Raw genomic sequence first — 23,478 nt, forward strand, 5'->3', positions numbered from 1 at the left:
CGTGCCTCTTCTGGCCGCCGTCAGTACAGTTCAGCCCTGGGCACTGATACCCGTGAGCGCCCTGGCTATCGATAATTTTTGCGTGTCGGTCAGGCCGTGGGGCGCCGGCAGCAGGATGGATTCGCGCACCAAGCGCTCAAGGTCCAATGCGGCGTTCAAGCATTTGCCGCCGGGCAGTTGCAACGCGTCCCGGCAGGCCTTGAGCACCATTTCACTGGCCAGCCAGCGGGCCATGCACGCCTGGATCTGGCAGCGAGCGCTGGCGTCCATCAGCGAAAACGCGCGAAAGCACATGAGCCTCGCCGCATCGAGTCGGGTCGCCATTTCTGCAAGCTTCAGTGCCACCAGCGGCTGCGAGGCGGTCAGATGGCCCGCCCCGTCAGGGCGTTGAGCGGTGACGATGCTCGCCTCCAGCACCGCACGCGCCAAACCGATGGACAACAAGGCTGCGCCAGCATCGAGTCTTTCCAGTAATCGGGTCTGTTGTTCTGAGCCATCGGGCTCTTCCCAGATCGAATGGCTGGCCGGTAAACGCACATTGCTGAATGACACTCGGGTATTGAATGTGCAGGTCAGGGTCGGCCTTTCGATGATTCGCGAGGCGTAGCCATGTTGCTCACGCTCCACCACTACATGATGCAACGCACCCTCCTCGGTGCGCACCCCGGTAATGAGGATGTCCGAGTAGTGGCCATTGCAAACCCGTTCATGGGCACCGTTGATGACCCAGCCGGTTTCCGTTGACCAGGCATTGACACCCTCTTCGGCCACCGTTGCCAGTGCATCGGCCTGGTGCAGGTAAAAACCGCCAAAGCGGCGACCACCGAGCAAGTCCGGCAGATAGCGCTCGCGCAACGGTTGGCGCGCCGCGGGCAAATCGACCAGGACACTGGCGACCAGCATGTTGACGATGACGCAGTGGGCGATTTCGCTGGACACCACGCACAGCTCCTCCAGAAGCATGGCTTCGGTGATCACTGACAACCCCATGCCACCGTGCTCCGGCGCGATACTGGCTCCGGGCAGGCCGAATTCGGCAATGCCCTGAGTGATTTCGCGCATCTTCTCCCGGGGAATGGGCCCGCCCCGAAATGCGCGCACGACCGGCACAACCTCGGACGCGAGGAAGGTACGGAAGCTGTCCACTGCATGCCGCTGCGCATCGGTCGTGTCCTGTATCTTCATGATCTGGTTCCTTGCCAATCGTCGCGAATCCACTGGAGCATTCTGAAAAACAGGGTATGCCCCGGGCTGCCGGGTCGCCCCCTCCCAGTGGAGGGGGCAGGCACGGTTGTCAGCCCAGGCTGCGCGCGATGATCAGCTTCTGGATATGACTGGTGCCTTCGTAGATCTTGGTCACGCGCACATCCCGGCAGTAACGCTCGACCGGGAAGTCGTTCAGGTAGCCGTAGCCGCCGTGGATCTGCAGCGCGTCGGAACACACCTTCTCCGCGATTTCGCTGGCGAACAGCTTGGCCATCGAAGCTTCCTTGGCGCACGCCACCTGCGCTTCGCAAAGCCGCGCGGCATGCACCATGTAGTGGTGGGCCACATCAACTTGCGCCGCCATGTCCGCCAGGTCGAATGCCACCCCTTGCAGCTGGATAATCGGCGCGCCATAGGCCTCGCGCTCCTTGGCGTAGCCCACTGCCGCATCCAGCGCCGCACGCGCAGTACCCGTGGCGACGGCGGCGATGGCCACCCGTCCTTCCGATAGCGAACCCATCACACTGCGATAGCCGGCCCCTTCCTCGCCGAGCAGATTCGCTACCGGTACACGGCATTGCTCCAACTGGATCTGCGCAACGTGGGCCGAGCGCTGGCCCATCTTGTGCTCCACGCGAGCCACGACATAACCGGGACTTTGCTGCGGGTCGACGATCAACAGGCTGCTGCCCTGCTTGCCGGCAGCTTTGTCGGTTACCGCGAGCACCAGGCCCAGGCCCGCTTCGTTGCCGTTGGAGATGAATTGTTTGCTGCCATTGATGATGTAGTGCTCGCCCTCGCGCCGAGCCTGGGTACGGAACGCTGCCGTATCGGAGCCGGCGTGCGGTTCGCTGAGCAAAAAGGCACCGATGCGCTTGCCACTGGCCAGATCCGGCAGGTACTTGCGCTTCTGTTCTTCGTTACCCAGCCGCGCCACGGCCAGGCCCACCGAGTTGTGGACGTGAATCAGGGTGGCGAATCCGGTGTCGGCGGCAGCGAACTCTTCGATCGCCAGGCAGTATTCGACAAAACTGGCACCGGCGCCCCCGTACTCCTCGGGGATCAGCATGCCGAGAAAGCCCAGTTCGGCAACGTCTTGCAGCTCACGGCGAGGCCAGGCGGCGCTGCGGTCCCGTTCGGCCGCCGTGGGGGCAACGACCTCGGCGGCGACCTTGCGAGCCGAGTCGCGAATCATGGTTTCCTGTTCGCCGAGGAACGCTGCGGATGTATCGCTCATGGTGATTCCTTATGAATTCAGAGGGTCAGACAGGGTTCGGATCGGCCTGTACACAGGGCACAGTCCGGGTCTTGGAAGGGATTGCCAGCGACGTATCTGTTGTCGGAACCAGCGCGGGCGAGCCGGTGACATGCACGTCCCTGAGCAGGAAGTGCGACAGCGCCGGGATCAGGGCCAGGGCGCCCAGCATGTTCCAGAGGAACATGAAGGTCAGCAGGATGCCCATGTCGGCCTGGAACTTGATGGGCGAGAAAGCCCAGGTGATTACACCCGCCGCCAGGGTCACGCCCACCAGCGCGACTACTTTGCCGGTGAAGCGCAAGGCATGTCGGTAGGCTTGTGCCAATGTGTCGCCAGCGCGTTGACGGGCCAGCTGGATGCTCAACAGATAGAGGGCGTAGTCGACACCGATGCCCACGCCCAGTGCGATCACCGGTAGGGTCGCGACCTTGACGCCCATGCCCAGCACCACCATCAACGCTTCGCAGAGAATCGAGGTGATGACCAGCGGCACCACGGCCACCACCACCGCGCGCCAGCTGCGGAAGGTGATGAAGCACAGCACGATGACCGCCGCGTACACGTACATCAGCATGGTCAGGTTGGCCTTCTTGACCACGATGTTGGTTGCCGCTTCGATCCCGGCGCTGCCCGCGGCCAGCAGGAACTGGCGGTCCGGCGTGCTGTGCGCGGTGGCGAAGGCTTGCGCGGCCTGCACCACTTGATCCAGGGTCTGCGCCTTGTGATCGGAGAGGTAGGCCACCACCGGCATCACCGAGCAGTCGTTGTTGAACAGTTCAGGGTTGCTGGTGCTCGCGGTCCGCGCCGCGTAGTTGAGCACGTCCTGGTTGGGAGAAATCGACATCCACTTGGGACTGCCTTCGTAGGAGCCCGCCGTAATCTTGCGTACCGCATCGGCCAGAGACACCGTGCTCTGCACCCCGGGCACTTGTTGCAGGACCCAGCCCAGGCGATCGGCATCGACCAGGGTCTGGTACTCCAGGCAACCTTCGGCCCTGGTCTTGACGATGACCGCGAACTGGTCCGAAGACAGCGAGTACTTGCTGTTGATGTAGGCGTTGTCCAGGTTGTAGCGCGAGTTGGGCCGCAGCTCCGAAGCGCCGGCATCCAGATCGCCGATCTGCAAATGGGTGCTGACGAGGAAACCGGCCACCGTCAGCAGCGCCGATCCCAGCAGCAGCGCCGTCGCCCAGCGACGCTCGGTAAAGCGCTCCAGCAAACGCCAGATCCCGGTCGTTTCACGCTGCTCTTTGCGCAGGCTGCGCGCCGCGGCCCTGGGACTGACGCCGGTGTAAGACAGCATCACCGGCAGCAAGATCAGGTTGGTGAACACCAACAGGGCAACGCCGATGGACGCCGTGATCGCCAGGTCCTGGATCACCGGAATATCGATCAGCATCAACACGCCAAAGCCCACGGCATCGGCCACAAGCGCCGTGACCCCGGCCAGAAACAGACGCCGGAAGGTGTAGCGGGCAGCGACCAGGCGATGGGTGCCGCGGGCCACGTCTTGCATGATCCCGTTCATCTTTTGCGCGCCGTGGGATACGCCGATGGCGAACACCAGGAAAGGGACGAGAATCGAATAAGGGTCCAGCTCAAAACCCAGGCGGGCGATCAACCCCAGTTGCCACAACACGGCAATGCAGGAACAGCCCAGCACCAGCGCGGTGCTACGCACACAACGGGTCCAGGCAAAAATGATCAGCGCGGCAATCACTGCCGCCACGGCGAAATACAGGATCATCTGCTGCAAACCGTCGAGCAGATCGCCCACGACCTTGGAGAATCCGACAATGCGGATGTCCAGCTCGGCGCTGCCCTGGGTGCCGGAGAACTGCGCGCGGATGCTCTCCAGGCGCTTGGACAATTCCCAGTAATCCAGCGGCTGGCCGGTGCTGTTGTCCTTGTCCAGCAGCGGCACGAAAATCATGCTGGAACGGAAATCGGTGCCCACCAGATTCCCCAGCAACTGTGCCCGGCTGATGTTCTGGCGCAAGGCATCGATGCTGGCCTGGGAGCCGGTGTAATTGTCGGGCATCACCGGACCGCCGGCGAAGCCCTCTTCGGTCACCTCGTTCCAGCGCACCACCGGCATCCATAAAGATTTGACGTTGGCCCGGTCGACGCCCGGTGTCAGGAACAGCTCATCGTTGATGTGCTTGAGCGCCTGTAGATACGCGGGGTCAAAAATATCGCCAGAGCGGTTTTCCACCACCACGCGCACGGCATTGCCCAGGCCCTTGAGTTCGTCGCGGTTCTCCAGAAAGTTACGGATGTACGGCTGATTCAGCGGAATGGTTTTCTCGAACGCGGCATTGAGCGTCAGGCGCGACGAATCCCAGCCGAGGATGATCGTGACGATGCTGCACAACAGGATGACCAGCAGGCGATGGTTGAAGATCAACCGTTCCAGGCGACTGCCCGACTGATGATTGAAATCAGCAATGTTGCTGATGGACTGCAGGGTGTCGCTGGCGTTATGGCTACCCATCACAGCTCTCCGACTTTCTTGTTCTGTTGCAGGCTTTGCACGCGCACGCCACCCAGTCCGGCCAGGGCGATCGCCCCGTCGGCGGCGGGTGCCAATGCAAAGTTGGGTGCCACTCGGTCCAGCGGGACTCGACTGAATGTCGCCCCACGGTCAGTGGAACGCAGTAATTGACCGGTCTGGCTGGCGAGCAGGATCGACCCGTCTTCGGCGATCAAGCCACTGGTGATGCCTTCCTTGATGCCGGTGTCGACCGTGCTCCAGCTTGCCCCGCCATCGAGGCTGCGCAAGGCATTGCCGCGCAGGCCGTAGACCAGCACCAGGTGGTCATCGCCGAGCAGGCCGAACAGCGTGCCCTCGTAAGGCAGTTCGATTTTGACGAAGCGCTGGCTGGCAGGATCCAGCTTCAGCACCAGACCTTGTTCGGCGACCATGAACAGCGTGCCCGCCGCCGGACGCATGCCATACAGGTGCATGCTGCGCGGGTTGTCGACACGGTCCTGCCAGGCGGTCCAGGTCTGGCCACCATCCTCGGTGCGCAGGATCAGGTTGAACGCGCCGGTCACGAATCCCCTGAGTTCATCGGTAAACCACACGTCCAGCAGCGGTTTATCGGCGCCCTGGATCGCGAACAGCTCAGCGTCCTGCTTCAGGCGCTGTGCCTCGGGGTCATCCGGGTTGGCGGGGTTGCCATACTGCTTGAGCAGGATCCGGGCGATCTGCTGCCCATCGAGCTGTTTGGTCCAGGTCTTGCCCGCGTCGGTGCTGTGCAGCACAACGCCTTCGTGACCAACGGCCCAGCCCTGGCTCGCACCGGGAAACGCCAGTGCAGTCAGGTCGGAGCTGACGGGCACCTGGGCCTGAACCCAGTTCGTACCGTTGTCCGAGTAAAGAATATGACCGCGCTGGCCGGCCGCGATCAGCCGTCCCCCGGCCTTGGCCAGTGCGTTGATGGGCGCCTGGATTGCCTTGGCGCTTTGCAACGCGGGTGTGTCGAGTGGCGAGACGAAATCCGGCTGGGCGAACGTCGGCAACGCTAGAAGCGTGGCCAGTATCATCAAGGGTGGCCGCAAGAGTTGTTTAAACACGTTGTCACCTCACATCGGGTGCGCGCTAGCGCGCATTGCTCCAGCGGCGGTCCCCGGCGGGACCGCCGTGGGCGGACTTGCAATTGCCTTAAACGCGGTTCAGAGCGTGGTCTTGAAGGTGAAGAACACGGCGCCGCGATCTTCCAGCAGCGCCTGGCTGCCACTCGGGGTCAGGGCCGCGCCAGTGACCGGGTTGGTCGAGTAATCACCGAAGTAGTCCACGTACTTCAGATCGAAGCGGTAGCGACTGTAGAGATCGAGCCCCAGGCCCACCGCGTAGCTGCCGGCGTCCTTGTTACCGCCGGAAGCGACCGCCGAGTTGCCCGAGAGGCCCTGGGAGTAACTGATTGGCATCGACAGATCGCCGCCGGGGAACACCTGATACCAGGTCGGGGTGAAGTTGACGGCAATGCCATAGGCGTCGCGGGACACTTCGTCGATGTTGCTCGGCACCGCCTTGTAGGCGGACGAGCCCTTGAACAGGTTGAGCGGGTCGTCATTGACCGAAATCCAGCGGCTCCAGGTCAGCTCGGTCGACCAGCTGGCGCTGTCGAACAGCGGCGTCGGGCTGACCGTGCCAATAGCATTGAGCACACCGTGCAGGGTGTCGCCACGGGCACCGAGAATGTCGCCGTCATCCGGCAGTTGCGCGGTCGAGGTGACCCGCGCCGCCGAACTGACCAGCGGCATGTTATGGCGATAGTTGAGGTCGGCACCGACACTGATGCCGCCGATTTCCTTCGACAGACTGATGCCATACATGTCGATCTTGTCGGCGTAGTTGAGGAAATACTGCGGCCGGGCATTAGCCAGCAAGATCACTTGCGGCAGGGTGTCGGAGAACTGGCGCACGTAGAACCCCAGGGTGCCATCCAGCCACTCCGGACTCCATCGAGTCATCACGCCCCAATCTCCGGAATTGCGCGGCTCGATGTCGTCGCCATGGATGGCACGCAGCGTGGGACTGAGGATGAACGACTCGCCACCTTGTTGGTAGATATCGGCAAAACCCAGATAGCTGCCGGACTCGGGAACTCGCGATGGCCGCCATTCGAAGAAATACTGCGCAGCGAAAGACCACTCGGGGTTGACTTGCAACTGCGCGGAAATCTGATTGCGCGGCAGGTATAGCTCCTTGGCCTCGATCCCTGGCAGGGCCAGCGCCTTGCCCTGATCCAGTGGCGCCTGGCCGTAGGAGATGCCATGGATGGCGCCAGCGCCCAGCAACGACTCACCCCAGTTCACCGTATGGCGGCCCAGGCGGGCCTTTAGCGGCATATCGGCCACGTCGTACTCGCCAAAAACGAAGGCATCCATCCATTCGCCGGACGGGCCTTCGTAGTAGCGGTCGGTGTAGCGGCTAAGACCTGTGGCCGGACGACCGCTGGAGTTGAGGTGATTGGAGGTGGCGACGCTGTCGTTGTCCAGGTCACCGGCATAGGCGGCGTCGTACCACAGCGCAGCACTGACCCGCGCGCCGTACTTGCCCTTGTAGATGAGGTCCGATTCCGTGAGCACGTCCAGGCGATTGTTGACCAGCCGGTTCCTGTCAAAGTTGCGGTCGCCGTCGTCGTTGTTCGGGTTCGCCAGGATCGCCTTGTCCTGCCCTTCGGTACGCATGCCCAGGTTGTAGCGCAGGGTATTGTCCCAACGCAGCTGGATGTCTTCGTTGCCGGTATCGATCTCGACCGCACCGGCGCTGCCGCAGGCAATCGCGCACATGGCCACGACCGTTGCCTTCAATGCATGAGAACTGGTGGGATGACTTTGATTCGATTTGTTCTTGTTATTCATCTGGGTGCCTCCTCCCCTGGGTTGAACCTGGACATCCAGGTTCGCAAGCCACTCAATCAGTGATCGAGTGCCCCGCAGGGTGCCAGCGTCGGGTCGCTGTCCTCCCCCCCCTTTCTGAAAGGGGGGTGCACCCCTACCCCCCCCTTCGGTAGCGTCTGCTACATCGAGCCGATTGCGCACCTGCACCGGGTGCGTCGGCGTTGAACACAGACGGGAGAACACCATGACGGACGACACACCGACCAGCGCGGGCGCGCCGATCAGCTACCCCTTCGCCACGCCGCCCTTGCCAGGCGTACCCGAGCAGATAGCGCCGGGCGTACAGTGGCTGCGGCTGCCGCTGCCGGTATCCCTGGGCGCCATCAACGTCTGGCTCCTGGCCGATGGGCCGGGCACCGCGCTGGTCGATACCGGCATTCATGACGATCAAACAGTCGCCCTTTGGCACGCGTTACTCGAAGGCGTGCTGAGCGAGGCTCCACTGACCCGGGTGATCGCCACCCATCTTCATCCGGACCATGTGGGAATGGCCGGCTGGCTCACCCGACAGACCGGCACTCGCTTGTGGATGACGCGCCTGGAGTACCTGCAATGCCGGATGCTGGCCAGCGACTGCGCACGCGCGGCGCCTGAAGAAACCCTGGCGTTCTATCGGCGAGCCGGATGGGACGAGCAGACCCTGGAGCGATATCGCCAGCGCTTCGGCAGTTTCGGCCGGATGATTTCACCCTTGCCCGACAGCTATCGACGTATTCGCGACGGCGAGCGACTGTACATCGGCGGGCATTTCTGGGACGTGGTGGTAGGCGCCGGTCATTCGCCGGAACATGCCTGTCTTTACGACGCAGGCCGCAAACTGCTGATTTCCGGCGACCAGGTGCTGCCGCGTATCTCGTCCAACGTCTCGGTGCAACCGAGCGAGCCGGACGCCGACCCGTTGCAAGACTGGCTTGAATCCCTGGCAACGCTGCGTCGTTGCGTGCCAGATGATGTGTTGGTGTTGCCCTCGCACAACAAACCTTTCCGTGGCCTGCATGTGCGGATCGAGCAACTGCTGGCAGATGCCCATGGCGCACTGGATCGACTGCGCGGTGGCCTGGACGAGCCCCAACGTGTGATCGATCTGTTCAGGCTGCTGTTCAGCACCGCTGTGCGCAGCGACGACCCCACTCGTTTCACCCTGGCGACAGGCGAGACCCTGGCCTGCCTCAATCACTTGTTGCTGCGCGGTGAGGTCAGTGTTTCCCTTGATGAGCGAGGTGTAGCCTGGTACCGAAGCACCGGCGAATACCCTCTGTAGGAGCGAGCATGCTCGCGATGGACGTTCAGACACAGCGCTCATTCAGACAGCCCGCGTCATCGTTGACGACCCTCGCGAGCATGCTCGCTCCTACAGGGGAATGTGTTCAGATCAGCGGGTACCGCACTGGATATCCAGGGTCAGCGCATTGAGATAGGCGTTCTCCACCACATGACGCACCAGCGCGGCAAACTCCTCCGGCAGGCCCATGCGCCTTGGAAAAAGCAGGCCGTTGACGATGGTTTCGGAGACTTTCGCCGGCATGCCCGCGGACATGCCGGACTCGAACAGACCCGGTGCCAGGCTGACCACGCGAATCCCGTGTTCGGCCAGGTCACGGGCGATTGGCAAGGTCATGCCGATGACCCCGGCCTTGCTCGCACTGTAGGCCGCTTGCCCCATCTGCCCCTCACGCGCGGCACCCGACGCCGTGTTGATGATCACCCCGCGCTCGCCACTGTCCTCGGGTGTGTTCGTGGACATGGCCAGGGCCGCGTGGCGGATCATGTTGAAGGTACCGGTGAGGTTGACCCCCAACACCCGGTTCCACAGCTCGGTTGGAAACAACTGGCCCTTGGAAAGGGTCTTGCACGGCCCCAGGATCCCCGCGCAGTTCACCGCCACATGCACCGCGCCAAAGCGTTGCACCACCGTGTCGATAGCCGCCTTGACGCTGGCTTCGTCGGATACGTCGACGGCGATGCCGACCATGCCATCCAGCGCCGCTTCGAGTCGCTGCTGGTCCAGATCCAATCCCACTACCCTGGCGCCGGCTGCCGCCAGCGCCTTGCACGTGGCCAGGCCAAGCCCCGATGCCGCGCCCGTGACGACGGCTACTTTATTATCCAGTTTCATCGTGATTCCTTCGTAAGTGCCCAAAACGGGAACCGGGAAGATCTTAGAAAACAAGGCTGCACTCTCGTCCCCCCCTTTGCGGATGGACTGCCACTTGAATTTGAGCAGCACCGCTTATCCCCTGTGGGAGCGAGCCTGCTCGCGAAGTCGCCAGCACATTCAACATCTTCGGTGGCAGACACACCGCCATCGCGAGCAGGCTCGCTCCCACAAGGGCTCAAATGGCACTATCGTAAAATCTTGACCTGTTTCGACAGGTTGGCTAGTTTCGCCCGGCTCGTGAGTTGCCATGCCCGTGGCGCGAGGACAAGAAATTGCCAGACACCCCAGCCAGACACCTGGTTTCGACCAAATTTTCGCCACCGCGCATCGGCTCTCGCCATGTGCTGCGCACCGCCCTGCTCGCCCGGCTCAAACTCATGCATCACTGCAAACTGGCGTTGGTCACCGGCGCCGCGGGCTACGGCAAGACGACCTTAATGGCGCAGTGGCGTCAGGATCGGCTCATGGCCGGCGCGGAAGTTGCGTGGGTTTCGCTGACGGCCGAGGACAAGGGCTACACCGCTTTCTGCACCGCGCTGTTTGAAGGATTGCGCCGGTTGGGCATCGAGGTGGACATCGACCTGATGCGTGAAGACAACACGGTGCCCGCGATGGAAACCTGCGTTGCGATCATCGTCGAAGGGGCGGCCATGCAGAGCAAGGAGCTCTACCTGATCATCGATGACTACCACCATGTGGAAGTCCCTCATGCCCACAAGCTGATTCAAAAACTGCTCGACCAGAGTCCGGGCAACCTGCACCTGGTACTGGCCTCGCGGGTCAATCCGCCACTGAGCCTGTCGCGCCTGCGGGTCATGGACCAAGTGGCAGAAATCGAAAGCGCCGAGCTGCCGTTCGACCTGGCCGAGACCCGCACCTTCGTCGAAGAGAACCTGGGCACCGACAAGATCAATGCCGATGAACTGAGCCTGATCCATGACCTGACCAGCGGTTGGCCGTCGTGCCTGCAACTGATCGTGATCATGCTCAAGAACCGCCCCTCTACCCGATCGGTGCTCAATGACCTGGTCTGGCGATCCAGTGATCTGCAGAGCTATCTCAGCGAAGAAGTCGTGGCGCACCTGCCACAGGACTTGGTGCAAGTGGCCGAAGCGTTGTCGATCTTCCGTCGATTCAACGCGGACATGGCGGTGGCCGTGACGGGGCATGCCGAAGCCGGTGAGCTGCTTCAGCGCATGGAAGACGAGAACCTTCTGATTCAACGGGTCGACTCCGAGGACCGCAGGACCTGGTATCGCTTCCAGCCGCTGTTCGGTGAATTCCTCAGCGCGCGCCTGGAGCGTCGGGGCGGGGATGTCCGCGCCTTGCACCGCCTCGGTGCCCATTGGTTCGCCGGGCACAACTGCCTGACCGAAGCGGTTCGCCACGCCAGCCTGGGTGACGATATCGATTTTGCGATTCGAGTCATCGAAGACGCAGCCCCCGCCACCTGGAGCCTGGAGTACCTCGCACCGACCTTGCGTTTGCTGGAACGCTTGCCGGAGGATGTGCTGTTTTCCCACCAACGCCTTCTGTTTCTGGCCTGCGTCACGGTTTCACTGACTTCTCGCCCGGCGCGGGCAAAACCCTGGCTCGATCGTTTAAAGGCCAGCGACCTGAGCGCGCACCCCGAGTTGGTCAGCGGCCTGCCGCTGATCCATGCGGCCATCGCCATCCAGGAAGACGACAGCGAACATACGATCGGTTTGCTGGAGCCTGTGCGCGATGCGCCCATGGAAAACCCCTTCCTGCGCTACATGCTGCTGGCGGCGTTGGCCGTCGCCTATTACACGGCGGGACGCTATGCCGATGCCCGCCGCCTGTTCGACATTCATCCGATACCGCCGCAGGATCGCGGCAACGACATGGCGCTGGTCGCGGAATCGGCACGCTTGACCACCTATATGATCAGCGGCGAGATCGGCGTGGCCGAGCCGCTGGTATCCGAATTGCTGGAACGCTCCATCCGAGAGGGCGGGCACCGTTCGATTTGCGCCAATCTCTGCGCCAGCCTCCTGGCCGATGCATTCTACGAGCTTGACCGGATCGATGACGCCCGCGAGCTGATTGCCAACCGCTTTGGCCTGCTGCACTCCTCCGTTCCCGATGTCATCGTGCGCACCAACATCAGCCGCAGCCGTCTCGACCTGCTGCAAAAAGGTCCGGATGCCGCGCTGACCTTTCTGCGCCAGCAAATCGCTCATTTGCGCTGCCTGGGACAGATTCGACCGGTGGCCCAGTTGCTGAGCGAACAGATCCGCGTGAGCCTGATCACGGGCCAGCGCAATCAGGCCGTGGAATTGTTGCAATCGCTCCAAGAGCTTGCCCGCACCCACGGTGGCGAGCGCGGTGGCCGGGCGGAACTGCCGGCGATTGCCGCATTGGCCCGTGCACGGGTACTCATCAACGAGGATTCCCAGGCAGCCCTGCTGGCTTTGAAAACGACGAGAGACTACGCCGAACGCTTCCACCGCAATCGCCTTGCAGTGCAGGTGGATCTGCTGTCGGCCGCAGTACTCGAAGACCTCGATCGTCCGGAAGAATCCCTCGAGTGCCTGCGTCGGGCCGTGGAGGCCGGACAGCGCCTTGGACTGATTCGCACCTTGCTGGACGAAGGGTCATTGAGCGAGAAACTGCTTGGCCGCCTTTCCCGGACCCCTCTGGAAGATCCTGTGCGCAGCTATGTGGACGAACTGATCGATAAACTTGCCGGCCCCAGCGCACCCGCTGCGGCAACCCCACGTGCACGGCGCGCGAGAACAACGGGGCAAGAGCCGCAACTTACGCCACGCGAGCGCGAGATTCTCAGCCTTGTGGCTCAGGCCATGTCGAGCAAACGCATCGCCCATACGCTGGACATCACCCTGGACACCGTGAAATGGAACCTGCGCAACATCTACGCCAAGCTCGGGGTTTCCAGCCGATACGACGCCATGGTCTGGGCGCGCAACCATAATCTGATCGATTGACCCTCCCCTCCGGGAGGGGGCAATCATAGCAATTGGCTCCCAAACTCCGAGGACTCTGCCGAACCAACGGCCTATCCACGGGGAAATCACATGACGCGTCGCCTGCTCTTCAACACCACCCGGTCGATCATCATTGAGCGCGGCGCCGCGGCGCGCCTTGCCGAACAAGTGCAGTCGATGGGGCACCGCTGCGTACTGCTGGTCACGGATGCCGGCGTCCTGGCAACAGGATTGCTGGCACCGGTCGAACGCGGTTTCGCCCGCCTGGGCATTGCATTGCACGTGTTCAGCGACGTCCAGGCCGACCCGCCGGAGTCGGTGATTCTTGACGCGGTGCAAGCCGCCCGGCGGTGCTGCGCCGATTGCGTGATCGGCTTCGGTGGCGGCAGTTCACTGGACGCTGCCAAGCTGACTGCGCTGTTGGCGCGTAGCGAAGAAACCCTGGCCGATATCTACGGGATCGACCGGACCAATGGCCGGCGCCTGCCGCTGATCCTGGTTCCTACCACCGCCGGCACCGGCTCGGAGGTGACGGCGGTCTCGGTGATCACCAGCGGCGAGGGCCAGAAGAATGTGGTCATCTCGCCAGCCCTGTTGCCGGACATCGCCTTGCTGGATGCTGACCTGACTCTGGGTCTGCCTCGCTCGGTCACGGCCGCTACGGGGATTGATTCCATGGTGCACGCTATCGAGTCCTTCACGTCCCGACACCTGAAGAACCCCATCTCCGATTGCCTGGCCCGCGAGGCGTTGAAGCTACTGGCAGACAACCTGGAGCATGTGTGCAATAACGGCTCGGACGCGCAGGCCCGCGAGCAGATGTTGATCGGTGCCTGCCTGGCGGGCATGGCGTTTGCCAATGCCCCGGTGGCTGCGGTGCATGCACTGGCTTACCCGTTGGGCGCTCGTTTCCATATTCCCCACGGCCTTTCCAATTCGCTGGTACTGGCACCGGTGATGCGTTTCAACCTGCCGGCGGCGGCAGCGCTTTACGCCGAACTGGCGGCGATTGTGCTGCCGGAAATACAGGGAACGGTGACCGAAATAGCCCATGCACTGATCGACCACCTGGAAGCTTTGCCTGTTCGTCTTGGCTTGCCGACCCGCCTGCGGGACGTGGGCATCACCTTGGATGACCTCGATGCTCTGGCGATGGATGCGACCAGACAGACACGCCTTTTGAACAACAACCCCCGCGAACTGACCCTGGACGACATACAGGCGATCTACCGCCAGGTGTTCTGAGCAACGAAAGCTGAATGCAAGCCGGTCTGCAGTGAATGCGGAACCGGCTATCGGGCCTGTGCTTCAAGGTCCAGTATTTACCTTTAAATCCAACAGGTTGGTTGATTCTACGAATCCGGAACATTGCACCCTCAGCGGCTCTTTATACTCGCCCGAACGGCCCACAGAAGTTCCAGTACAACAATAACCGGGCCACTGAGGAGCGCTTCAATGAGCGATGCCATCCCGCAATTCCCGGCGACATCCGCCACTTCAACCGAACTGAAACGCACCTACTCCAAGGTCATCTGGCGCCTGATTCCGTACCTGATGCTGGCGTTCATTCTCAATGCCATCGACCGCCTCAACCTGTCGTTCGCCAAGCTGCGGATGTCTGAAGACATCCTGCTCACCGATGTGGCCTACGGCATCGGCGCCGGGGTCTTTTATCTGGGCTACATCCTGTTTGAAGTACCGAGCAACCTGTACATGCAGCGTGTCGGCGCACGTGCCACGCTGACCCGGATCATGATCCTCTGGGGACTGATCACCGTGCTCACCGCCTTTGTCACCAACCCTGAGCAATTGCTCGCCGCGCGTTTTTTGCTGGGCGTCGCCGAGGCAGGTTTTTTCCCCGGCCTGATTCTGTACCTCACCTACTGGTTCCCGGCCTCTGTGCGCGGGCGTATCACTGCGTCGTTTTTCATGGCCGGCATGGTCGCCGGCATGATCTGCGGCCCGCTGTCCGGCACCATCATGGCGCATCTGCACGGCTGGCTGGGACTGCGCGACTGGCAGGTGCTGTTTGTCCTGACCGGCTTGCCCGCGGTGATGCTGGGACTGTTCGGACTCTTTTGGTTGACTGACCGACCTGAGCAGGCGTGCTGGCTCGACGACGAGCAAAAACGCCAGATCCACGATGCCCTGGCGAATGAGTCGACCCCTGAGGTCGCGGGTTCCGGCTTTGCCGACGCGCTACGCGATCCGCTGCTGTATGTGGCCGGCCTGGTGTGCTTTTGCATCTACAGTGCCGCCAATACAGTGTCGTACTGGTTGCCGACCCTGGTACGCGGCTTTGGTCTGCAAGACTTGCAACTGATCGGCCTGGCCACCAGCCTGCCGTTCCTGGCCGGTCTATGTGCCATGTTTTGGCTCGGCCGCAGCTCCGACCGCCATATGGAACGGCGTTGGCACCTGAGCCTGACCCTGTTGACAGCCGCAGCGTGCTTTTGCCTTCTGGATCTGGTCGAGGGGCACAGCGCCTTGTCCATGGCACTGATCAGCGTCGGGGGCGCGGCGGCGCTGGCGGCAATGCCATTGTTCTGGACCATCCCGCCTGCACTGCTGAGCAAAACCGCCGCTGCCGGCGGGATCGCCCTTATCAGCAGCCTGGGCAACCTCGCCGGGTTCCTCAGCCAAACCGCCGTTGGCGCGCTGAAAGCCGCTACCGGCAGTTTGTACCTGGCATTCGATCTGATTGCGGTGTTGCTGGTGCTGGGTGCGCTGTTGCTGCTGATCGCAATTCCAACCGCGCGTTTGCGGGCGCACGGTCGGAATCGGGAATAGCTCAGACCAGGCGTTCGAACTCCGGAACGGCGTCGAACAGATCAGCCACCAGGCCGTAATCGGCCACCTGGAAGATTGGCGCTTCTTCATCCTTGTTGATTGCCACGATCACCCGGGAGTCCTTCATGCCGGCCAGGTGCTGGATCGCGCCGGAAATACCGACCGCGATGTACAACGCAGGTGCAACGATCTTGCCGGTCTGGCCGACCTGCATGTCGTTGGCGACAAAGCCTGCGTCCACTGCGGCGCGGGAGGCGCCGACACCCGCGCCGAGTTTGTCGGCCAGCGCATACAGGTGCTTGAAGTTGTCCCCGTTCTGCATGCCACGACCACCGGAAACGACGATCTTGGCGGCGCTCAGATCCGGACGGTCGGACTTGGCCAGCACTTCATTCTCGAAGCGGGAGGTACCGGCGTCGTATTCGGCATCGACGAATTCAACAGTCGCCGCACCTCCTTCGGCAGCTACCGGGTCGAAACCGGTGGCACGCACAGTGATGACCTTGACCGCAGCGTTCGATTGAACGGTGGCGATGGCGTTTCCGGCGTAGATCGGGCGTTTGAAGGTATCGGCACTTTCCACCGAGATGATCTCGGAGATCTGATCCACATCCAGCTGCGCGGCAACTCGCGGCAGGATGTTTTTGCCATTGGAGGTGGCGGCGGCCAGAACGTGGTTGTAAATCGAATGCTGCTCGATCACCAGGCCTGCAATCAACACCGCGACGTTCTCCGGCAGTTGATTGGCATAGGCGGCGCGATCGGCAACCAGCACTTTGCTCACACCAGGAATTTTCGCGGCGGCTTGAGTGACGGCGGCAACGCCCTGGCCTGCCACCAATACGTGGATGTCGCCGCCGATCCGGGCGGCTGCCGCCAAGGTGTTCAGCGTAACGGGTGCCAGCAGCGTGTTGTTGTGTTCGGCAATAACCAGAGTCGTCATCAGATCACCTTCGCTTCATTTTTCAGTTTCTCGACCAGTTCGGCCACCGACTTGACCTTGATTCCCGGGCTGCGCGCAGCGGGCGCTTCGACGTTCAGGGTCTTGTTGGTGGAGACGGTGCAAACGCCCAAAGCGTCCGGAGTCAGCACTTCGAGAGGCTTCTTCTTGGCTTTCATGATGTTTGGCAGGGACGCGTAACGCGGCTCGTTCAAACGCAGGTCGGTGGTGACGATGGCCGGCAATGTCAGGGAAACGGTTTGCGCGCCACCGTCGATTTCGCGGGTCACGGTCACCTTGTCTTCTCTGATTTCGACACAGGATGCGAACGTACCCTGACCGTAACCACCCAGTGCAGCGAGCATCTGGCCGGTCTGATTGTTGTCGCTGTCGATGGCCTGTTTGCCAAGGATCACCAATTGTGGCTGCTCCTTGTCCACCACGGCCTTGAGCAGTTTTGCCACGGCCAGGGAACCCGACGCGTCATCGGTTTCCACCAGGATTGCGCGGTCGGCGCCCAGCGCCAGTGCGGTCCGCAACTGCTCCTGTGCGCCGGACGAGCCGACGCTGACCACCACCACTTCGGTGGCGATGCCTTGCTCCTTCAGACGAACCGCCTCTTCCACGGCGATTTCGCAGAAGGGATTCATCGCCATTTTCACGTTTGCGAGGTCGACACCGGAACCGTCCGCCTTGACGCGGACTTTCACGTTGTAGTCGACCACGCGCTTTACGGCAGCCATTACTTTCATGGGGAACTCCTGGTGAGCGGGTTATTTCAACTGTCCAGCCGATGCAAGACGGCGTGGTGATCGAAAGGCTGGTATCGGTGCTGCTTGTCGCGGGCGACCTTGATCATGGCGACGCTTGGGTCGCGGGTCAGAAACAGTCGCCCTCCCTTGGCCACCACGTGGTCGAGCAGGCGTTCTTTTTCATCGATCAGGCTTTCCGGGTTGCGGTCGAAAGCCGTGGTCAGATCAAGCGCGAGCCACTGTCGGCCTGGAACCAGATCACCGGCAAAAATAATCGGTCCGCCGGGCATATCGATCTCGGGCAACAACTGCCCCGGCGTATGGCCGTCGCTTTGGTGAAAGCGCCAGCCCTCACCCAGCAGATCGCTGGTGCTGTCGTCGATCAGGTGCAGACGCCCACTGCCTTGCAACTGATTGATGATCTGCGCAACGAACAACATTCGGTCACGCGGGTGCGGGTGGCTGGCGCGCATCCAGTGCCGGCGGCCAATCAGGTAGCGCGCGGCCGGAAACAGCAGCCGGGGCGCATCGCCCTCACTGATGGCGTGGCGCACCTCCGGGGCGAGCATGGCGTGCAGGTGGGTGAGCACCACGACCTGTATCTGCGCTTCCTCCACCCCCAGTCGGGCGAGACCTTCCATCAGGTTCAAAGCCGGGCGCTGGCAGCGGCAGGTGCGCGGCATTGGCGCCAACAGCGCATCGGCACCGGCCATGACCAGAATGTTCAAACCGTCCTGTTGCACCAGCAGTGCCCTGCAAGCCAATTCGACCTCGTTGTCGTAGTCGGGGCTCAGCCATTCGATCCAGGCGCTGCGCGGGGTCGTGCCAAACAGGGCTCCGCCATCGAGCCGGCGGGGCCTGCCTGCTACTGAAAACAATTTGCGATACACCACTTGTACCTCTCTGGACGTATTCCCACCGGCGACCCTCAAGGGGACCGGCGTGAATGCAGCTTATCCAGCAAAGGTCGCCCATGACCCTCCCATGAATGGGTGGGGCGGTGCGTCCGGATGAACCCTGCCTCCCCTTTGGGGGTAGCACGCGTGGCGCGGGATTCGGGTCATGGAGGGATCCTGTAAAAGCGCTGTCAGGCGGTCCGGAGCATCCCGGCCGCCTGATGCATCTTCAGAGCACTTCGAACAAACCGGCGGCGCCCATGCCACCACCGACGCACATACTCACCACCACGTACTTCACGCCGCGGCGCTTACCCTCCAGCAGTGCATGGCCGACCATGCGCGCACCACTCATGCCGTAGGGGTGACCGATGGCGATCGCGCCACCGTTGACGTTCATTTTTGCCGGATCGATGCCCAGGGTCTGCGCGCTGTACAGCACCTGGCAGGCAAAGGCCTCGTTGATCTCCCACAGGCCGATGTCATCCACGCGCAGTCCGTGCTGACGCAGCAGCTTGGGAATCGCCAGCACCGGTCCGATACCCATTTCTTCCGGCGCCAGGCCGGCCACGGCGATGCCGCGATACAGGCCCAGCGGGCTCACTGAAGAACGGGCTGCCAGTGCACCACTCATCAGTACACAGGCGCTGGCGCCGTCGGACAATTGGCTGGCGTTGCCCGCGGTGATGCAGCCACCTTCGAGCACGGGGGCCAAGGCTTGCAGATTGGCGAGCGTGGTCTGCGGGCGATTGCCCTCATCCAGCGTCAGGTGCACGTCTTCATAGGTGACGGCACCGCTCTGCTTGTCGACGATTTTCTTGCGCACGCTGACCGGTACGATTTCATCGGTGAACAAGCCCGCCGCCTGTGCCGCCGCAGTGCGTTGCTGGGACTGCAGGCTGTAAATGTCCTGGGCTTCACGACTGATGTTGTAGCGCCGGGCGACGATTTCAGCGGTCTGCAGCATCGGCATATAGGCATGCTCGGCCATGCGCAGCACAGTGGCATCCTGTTCGGCGGCGGCGAACTGCGTGTGCGGGTTTTGCACCAGGCTGATCTGTTCCTGGCCGGCACCGACGGTTACCTGCATGCCATCGACCATGATCTGTTTGGCGGCAATGGAGATCGCCATCAGGCCCGAGGCGCATTGACGGTCGATGGTCTGGCCGCTGACCGACAATGGCAGGCCGGCCGCCAGTTCCGACAGACGAGCCAGGTTGGTCGCGGCGGTACCGCTCTGCATGGCCGTGCCCATCACCAGGTCGTCAATTTGTCCCGGTTCGATGCCCGCACGTTCGACGGCGGCACGGATGGCAACCGCGCTCATCGACGGAGATTTGAAATCATTGAATGCGCCGCGAAAGGCCTTGGCGATCGGCGTGCGGGCAGTGGAAACGATAACGGCGTCTTGCATGGTGGTGCGCTCCAGCGGTCAGTCGCAGAGCGAGCGGCTCAATGCCGCCCGCAGGGATTGAGAAATCGACACCGTGCAGTGTCGATTATTGATGGCAGGGGTTCTGCGTGGAGGCAGCGTAGCCAGCTGGAGGCCTGGCCCGCCCCTCCCTTTGTGGCAACACAGGCGGGAAGGTTTCAGAACGCGAAGTGGTTCTGCGCCATGGCCATCAGGCAACCGGCACCGGCGAGCAACGCCTCGCGATGGGCTGCGGCCCGTGGCAGTATCCGGCGCAGGTAGAAGTCGGCCGATTGCAGCTTGGCCTGGTAGAACGGCGCTTCTGCGGTGCCGGCCTGTAGCGCCTCGCTGGCACGCATCGCCGCCTGCAACCACAAGGCCGCCAACATCACGTAGGCCGAATAGGCCAGAAAGTCCACCGACACCGCGCCGATCTCCTCGGGGTCGCGGCGACAGGCCTGCAACACCGAATCGGCCAGCGCTTGCCATTCCTGGAGGCGCTGGTCGACCCGCCCGGCCATTTCGGCCAACTCCGAATGAGCCGCGGCCATTGTTGTCTGGGTCGCCAGTTCGTCGATCAGCGCATTGAGCTCGCTGCCGCCGTCACCCAGCAGCTTGCGGCGGATCAGGTCCAGCGCCTGGATACCATTGGTACCCTCATAGAGCTGGGTGATGCGGCTGTCGCGCATCAGTTGCTCCATGCCCCATTCGCGGATATAGCCATGACCGCCATACAACTGCACGCCAAGGCTGGCCGCTTCCTGCCCGCAGTCGGTGAAGAACGCCTTGATCATGGGAATAAGCAACGCGGCGCGGCGGCTGGCGGCATCACGTTGAGCCGGGTCGGTGACGCCGTGCTCGAGGTCCAGTTGCCGAGCGGCGTAGGCGGCGAGCATGCGGCAGCCTTCGCTGAGGGTTTTCTGGGTGAGCAACATGCGCCGCACATCCGGGTGCACGATGATCGGGTCGGCTGGTTTTTCCGGCGCCACGGGACCTGTGATCGCCCGCGACTGCAAGCGCTCGCGGGCATAGGCCAGGCCGCCCTGGAATGCCGCTTCGGCGATGCCCAGGCCCTGCAGTCCTACCTGGAAACGTGCGTCGTTCATCATGGTGAACATGCAGGCCAGGCCCTGGTTCGGCTCGCCGACCAGCCATCCTGTCGCACCGTCGAAATTCATGACACAGGTGGAGGCACCCTTGATGCCCATCTTGTGTTCGAGCGCGCCGCAGCTCAGGGAGTTGCGCTCCCCGGGTGAGCCATCGGCGTTGACCAGTCGCTTGGGCACCAGGAACAGGCTGATGCCCTTGATGCCAGGTGGGGCGTCGGGCAATCGGGCAAGTACCAAGTGAATGATGTTGTCGCTCAAGTCCTGCTCGCCGCCGCTGATGAAGATCTTGCTGCCGCTGAGTTGGTAGCTGCCGTCGGCCTGGGGCTGGGCGCGGGTGCGCAACAGCGCCAGGTCGGTCCCGGCCTGGGGCTCGGTGAGGCACATGGTGCCGGTCCACTCGCCGCTGACCAATGGCCCCAGATAACGCTGCTTGAGTGCCTCACTGCCGTGGCGGTGCAGGGCCAGGACCGTGCCTTCGGTCAGGCCGGAATAGACACGGAACGATAGCGAGGCGCTCATCAGCATTTCGTGGAAGCTGGCCGAGACCATTTGCGGGAAGCCCTGGCCACCAAAGTCCAGTGGTCCGGTCATGCTTGCCCAGCCTTGCTCGACAAACAGCTTGTAGGCCTGGGCAAAACCATCGGGCGTGGTGACTTCGCCGTTCTCCAGGCGACAACCCTGCTCGTCACTGTTGCGATTGAGCGGCGCGACTACCTTGCCGGCAAACCGCGCGGCCTCTTCGAGCACGCCGTCGATGATTTCGCGATCCAGGCCATTGTCCAGTTGCTGGCAATGGCCGGTCACGTCAAACAGTTCGTGCAGCACAAAACGCATATCGCGCAGCGGTGCCTGATAGTTCATGCCCGCTCCTCCACATTGCCCTGGCCCATTGTGTCCACCGCTACAAACCTTGCCTGTTGTACGTCGAATCCATTGCTCACACCGACACTCCCCAAATCGAAAAGAAGGATTGCCGCCACCCTAAGCAGCTGCCTACTATTTGAGAAATTTCATTTTCATATGCGTGATATTTGCAAAGTGAATACAACCAACTTCGACCTCAACCTGCTGCGTATCCTGGACGTGTTGCTGCGCGAGCAGAACGTTTCCCGCGCCGCCGAGCGCCTGTCCCTGAGCCAGCCGACGGTCAGTAACGCCCTGGCACGCCTGCGCGAACAGCTCGATGATCCATTGCTGGTGCGTATCGGTCGGCGCATGCAGCCAACGCCCAAGGCCCTGGCGCTGGAAGGCCCGATTCGCGCCGCGTTGCAGCAGATCGAACAAACACTCAACGTGGACGAGGGCTTCGACCCGCTGTCCAGCCGGCAGACCTTTCGCATTGCCATGACTGATTTCGTCGAACAGGTGTGCATGCCGAGCCTGCTGCGGCATTTGCAAGACTGCGCGCCCAACCTGCGCCTGGATATCGCCCCATTGGCGCCCAGCCTGCCGATCGACGCCCTGGATCGCGGGCAACTTGACATGGTGTTGGGCCGCTTCGACGAAATCCCGGCGCGCTTTGCCCGCCACCACTGGCGCAGCGAAACGCTTCAGGTCGCGTTGCGCCAGGACCATCCAGCCTTGACCGGCACGCTGGACCTGGAAACCTTTCTGCGCCTGCGCCACCTCTGGGTGCACGGCGGCCAGACCCGAGGCATGGTCGATCAATGGCTGGGGGAACAGGGCCTCTCACGGCAGATCGTCTACACCACCCCCAACTACCTGCAGGCAGCGCACCTTGTGGCGGCTTCGGACTTGTGCGTCGTGCTGCCGACCCAACTGGCGCGCAACTTTGCGACACTGCTGCCGTTGCAGCTGCATGATTTGCCGTTTGCACTGGAGGCCTTCGAACTGGACCTGGTGTACCTGGCGCAGCGTGGACAGGATCGGGCCGTGAACTGGTTGGTGGGGGAGATTCTGCGGGCCGGCGAAACTTCTGCTTGAGTGTCCCCACCCTTTGGATAGGGGCGACGCCATGGCATCCCAGGCAGTATCCAGCCATGGGGGTCGTTATCCGCGAGCATCTGTGCGGCCACCAGAAGCAGACGGACATCCGAGTGCGCCGCATGAAGCAAGAGGCTTGAGCGATGAGCAAACCCGTACCCCACCAACGCGATGACTATCGCTACCTGCGCGATATCACCACACGCTGGATGGACAACGACGTCTACGGTCACGTCAACAACGTCATCTACTACAGCTGGTTCGACACCGTAGTCAACGGCTGGCTGCTTGAGCAAAACCTGCTCGACTTCGAGCAGAGCCCGACGGTTGGCCTGGTGGTCGATACCCATTGCAGCTACTTCTCGTCGATTGCCTTCCCCGACCTGGTGCGCGCCGGCCTGCGGGTCGCGAGCCTGGGCACATCGAGCGTGCGCTATGAAGTCGGACTGTTCGCCAACGACGACATCGAGGCATCGGCGCAGGGGCACTTTGTCCACGTCTACGTAGATCGTGTAACGCGTCGGCCAGTGCCGCTGCCGGCACCGCTGCGCGGTGCGCTGAAGACCATCCTGGCCCTGTATTGAGAGACGACCTCGGCCCTGCGTGCAGCTTTCATTGAAGTCGGACCCTGCA

At 62.4% G+C, this 23,478-nt stretch carries 17 protein-coding genes; 6 read left to right on the forward strand and 11 right to left on the reverse strand.

The window, feature by feature from the left end:
• Positions 1-30 precede the first annotated feature (30 nt).
• The 5 genes from ABTV29_RS15585 to ABTV29_RS15605 form a co-directional block, all read right to left on the reverse strand.
• The gene (locus ABTV29_RS15585) at positions 31-1,185 is read right to left on the reverse strand and encodes an acyl-CoA dehydrogenase family protein (protein WP_433771674.1); all 1,155 of its coding nucleotides are present in this window, start codon (positions 1,183-1,185) and stop codon (positions 31-33) included.
• Positions 1,186-1,294: 109 nt separating this feature from the next.
• Positions 1,295-2,443, reverse strand: coding sequence for an acyl-CoA dehydrogenase family protein (locus ABTV29_RS15590; RefSeq protein WP_433771676.1), 1,149 nt, complete (start codon positions 2,441-2,443; stop codon positions 1,295-1,297).
• A 25-nt stretch (positions 2,444-2,468) separates the two neighbouring features.
• A complete protein-coding gene (locus ABTV29_RS15595) occupies positions 2,469-4,958 on the reverse strand; it encodes an efflux RND transporter permease subunit (RefSeq protein ID WP_433771678.1) in 2,490 nt (829 codons plus the stop codon).
• Positions 4,958-6,043: a WD40/YVTN/BNR-like repeat-containing protein gene (locus tag ABTV29_RS15600; protein ID WP_433771680.1), complete on the reverse strand. Its 1,086-nt coding sequence runs from the start codon at positions 6,041-6,043 to the stop codon at positions 4,958-4,960. Before ABTV29_RS15600 ends, ABTV29_RS15595 begins: the two co-directional genes overlap by 1 nt.
• A gap of 99 nt (positions 6,044-6,142) precedes the next feature.
• Positions 6,143-7,837, reverse strand: a complete 1,695-nt coding sequence (locus ABTV29_RS15605) for a DUF1302 domain-containing protein (protein ID WP_433771681.1) — start codon at positions 7,835-7,837, stop codon at positions 6,143-6,145.
• Positions 7,838-8,060: 223 nt separating this feature from the next.
• On the opposite strand from ABTV29_RS15605, the gene ABTV29_RS15610 reads away from it, so the two are divergent.
• Positions 8,061-9,137, forward strand: a complete 1,077-nt coding sequence (locus ABTV29_RS15610) for an MBL fold metallo-hydrolase (RefSeq protein ID WP_433771683.1) — start codon at positions 8,061-8,063, stop codon at positions 9,135-9,137.
• Between the two features lie 111 nt (positions 9,138-9,248).
• Here ABTV29_RS15610 and ABTV29_RS15615 read toward each other — a convergent pair whose 3' ends face one another.
• Positions 9,249-9,992, reverse strand: coding sequence for an SDR family NAD(P)-dependent oxidoreductase (locus ABTV29_RS15615; RefSeq protein ID WP_433771685.1), 744 nt, complete (start codon positions 9,990-9,992; stop codon positions 9,249-9,251).
• 314 nt (positions 9,993-10,306) lie between these two features.
• Between ABTV29_RS15615 and ABTV29_RS15620 the strand changes: the two genes are divergently transcribed.
• The 3 genes from ABTV29_RS15620 (at position 10,307) to ABTV29_RS15630 (ending at position 15,793) form a co-directional block, all read left to right on the forward strand.
• On the forward strand, positions 10,307-13,003 hold the full coding sequence (locus ABTV29_RS15620; protein WP_433771687.1) for a LuxR C-terminal-related transcriptional regulator: 2,697 nt from the start codon (positions 10,307-10,309) through the stop codon (positions 13,001-13,003).
• 90 nt (positions 13,004-13,093) lie between these two features.
• Positions 13,094-14,248, forward strand: coding sequence for an iron-containing alcohol dehydrogenase (locus ABTV29_RS15625; protein WP_433771689.1), 1,155 nt, complete (start codon positions 13,094-13,096; stop codon positions 14,246-14,248).
• Between the two features lie 210 nt (positions 14,249-14,458).
• Positions 14,459-15,793, forward strand: coding sequence for an MFS transporter (locus ABTV29_RS15630; protein WP_433771691.1), 1,335 nt, complete (start codon positions 14,459-14,461; stop codon positions 15,791-15,793).
• Between the two features lies 1 nt (position 15,794).
• On the opposite strand, the gene ABTV29_RS15635 is transcribed toward ABTV29_RS15630, so the two are convergent.
• From ABTV29_RS15635 to ABTV29_RS15655, 5 genes are all read right to left on the reverse strand, one after another.
• Complete coding sequence (locus ABTV29_RS15635) at positions 15,795-16,736, reverse strand: electron transfer flavoprotein subunit alpha/FixB family protein (RefSeq protein WP_433771693.1); 942 nt, start codon at positions 16,734-16,736, stop codon at positions 15,795-15,797.
• A complete protein-coding gene (locus ABTV29_RS15640; RefSeq protein WP_433771697.1) occupies positions 16,736-17,485 on the reverse strand; it encodes an electron transfer flavoprotein subunit beta/FixA family protein in 750 nt (249 codons plus the stop codon). The genes ABTV29_RS15635 and ABTV29_RS15640 overlap by 1 nt, the downstream gene beginning before the upstream one ends.
• Positions 17,486-17,511: 26 nt before the next feature.
• Entirely contained in the window at positions 17,512-18,375 is an 864-nt protein-coding gene (locus ABTV29_RS15645; protein ID WP_433771699.1) for an MBL fold metallo-hydrolase, read from the reverse strand.
• 235 nt (positions 18,376-18,610) lie between these two features.
• Complete coding sequence (locus ABTV29_RS15650) at positions 18,611-19,795, reverse strand: acetyl-CoA C-acyltransferase (RefSeq protein ID WP_433771701.1); 1,185 nt, start codon at positions 19,793-19,795, stop codon at positions 18,611-18,613.
• A 176-nt stretch (positions 19,796-19,971) separates the two neighbouring features.
• Positions 19,972-21,762, reverse strand: a complete 1,791-nt coding sequence (locus ABTV29_RS15655; protein WP_433771702.1) for an acyl-CoA dehydrogenase C-terminal domain-containing protein — start codon at positions 21,760-21,762, stop codon at positions 19,972-19,974.
• A gap of 159 nt (positions 21,763-21,921) precedes the next feature.
• Here ABTV29_RS15655 and ABTV29_RS15660 point away from each other — a divergent pair, with 159 nt between their 5' ends.
• Positions 21,922-22,845: a LysR family transcriptional regulator gene (locus ABTV29_RS15660; protein ID WP_433771704.1), complete on the forward strand. Its 924-nt coding sequence runs from the start codon at positions 21,922-21,924 to the stop codon at positions 22,843-22,845.
• Positions 22,846-22,988: 143 nt separating this feature from the next.
• Positions 22,989-23,429, forward strand: a complete 441-nt coding sequence (locus tag ABTV29_RS15665) for an acyl-CoA thioesterase (RefSeq protein WP_433771706.1) — start codon at positions 22,989-22,991, stop codon at positions 23,427-23,429.
• Positions 23,430-23,478: the final 49 nt, after the last annotated feature.

The organism is Pseudomonas putida (assembly GCF_050989985.1).
Taxonomy (GTDB): domain Bacteria; phylum Pseudomonadota; class Gammaproteobacteria; order Pseudomonadales; family Pseudomonadaceae; genus Aquipseudomonas; species Aquipseudomonas putida_AI.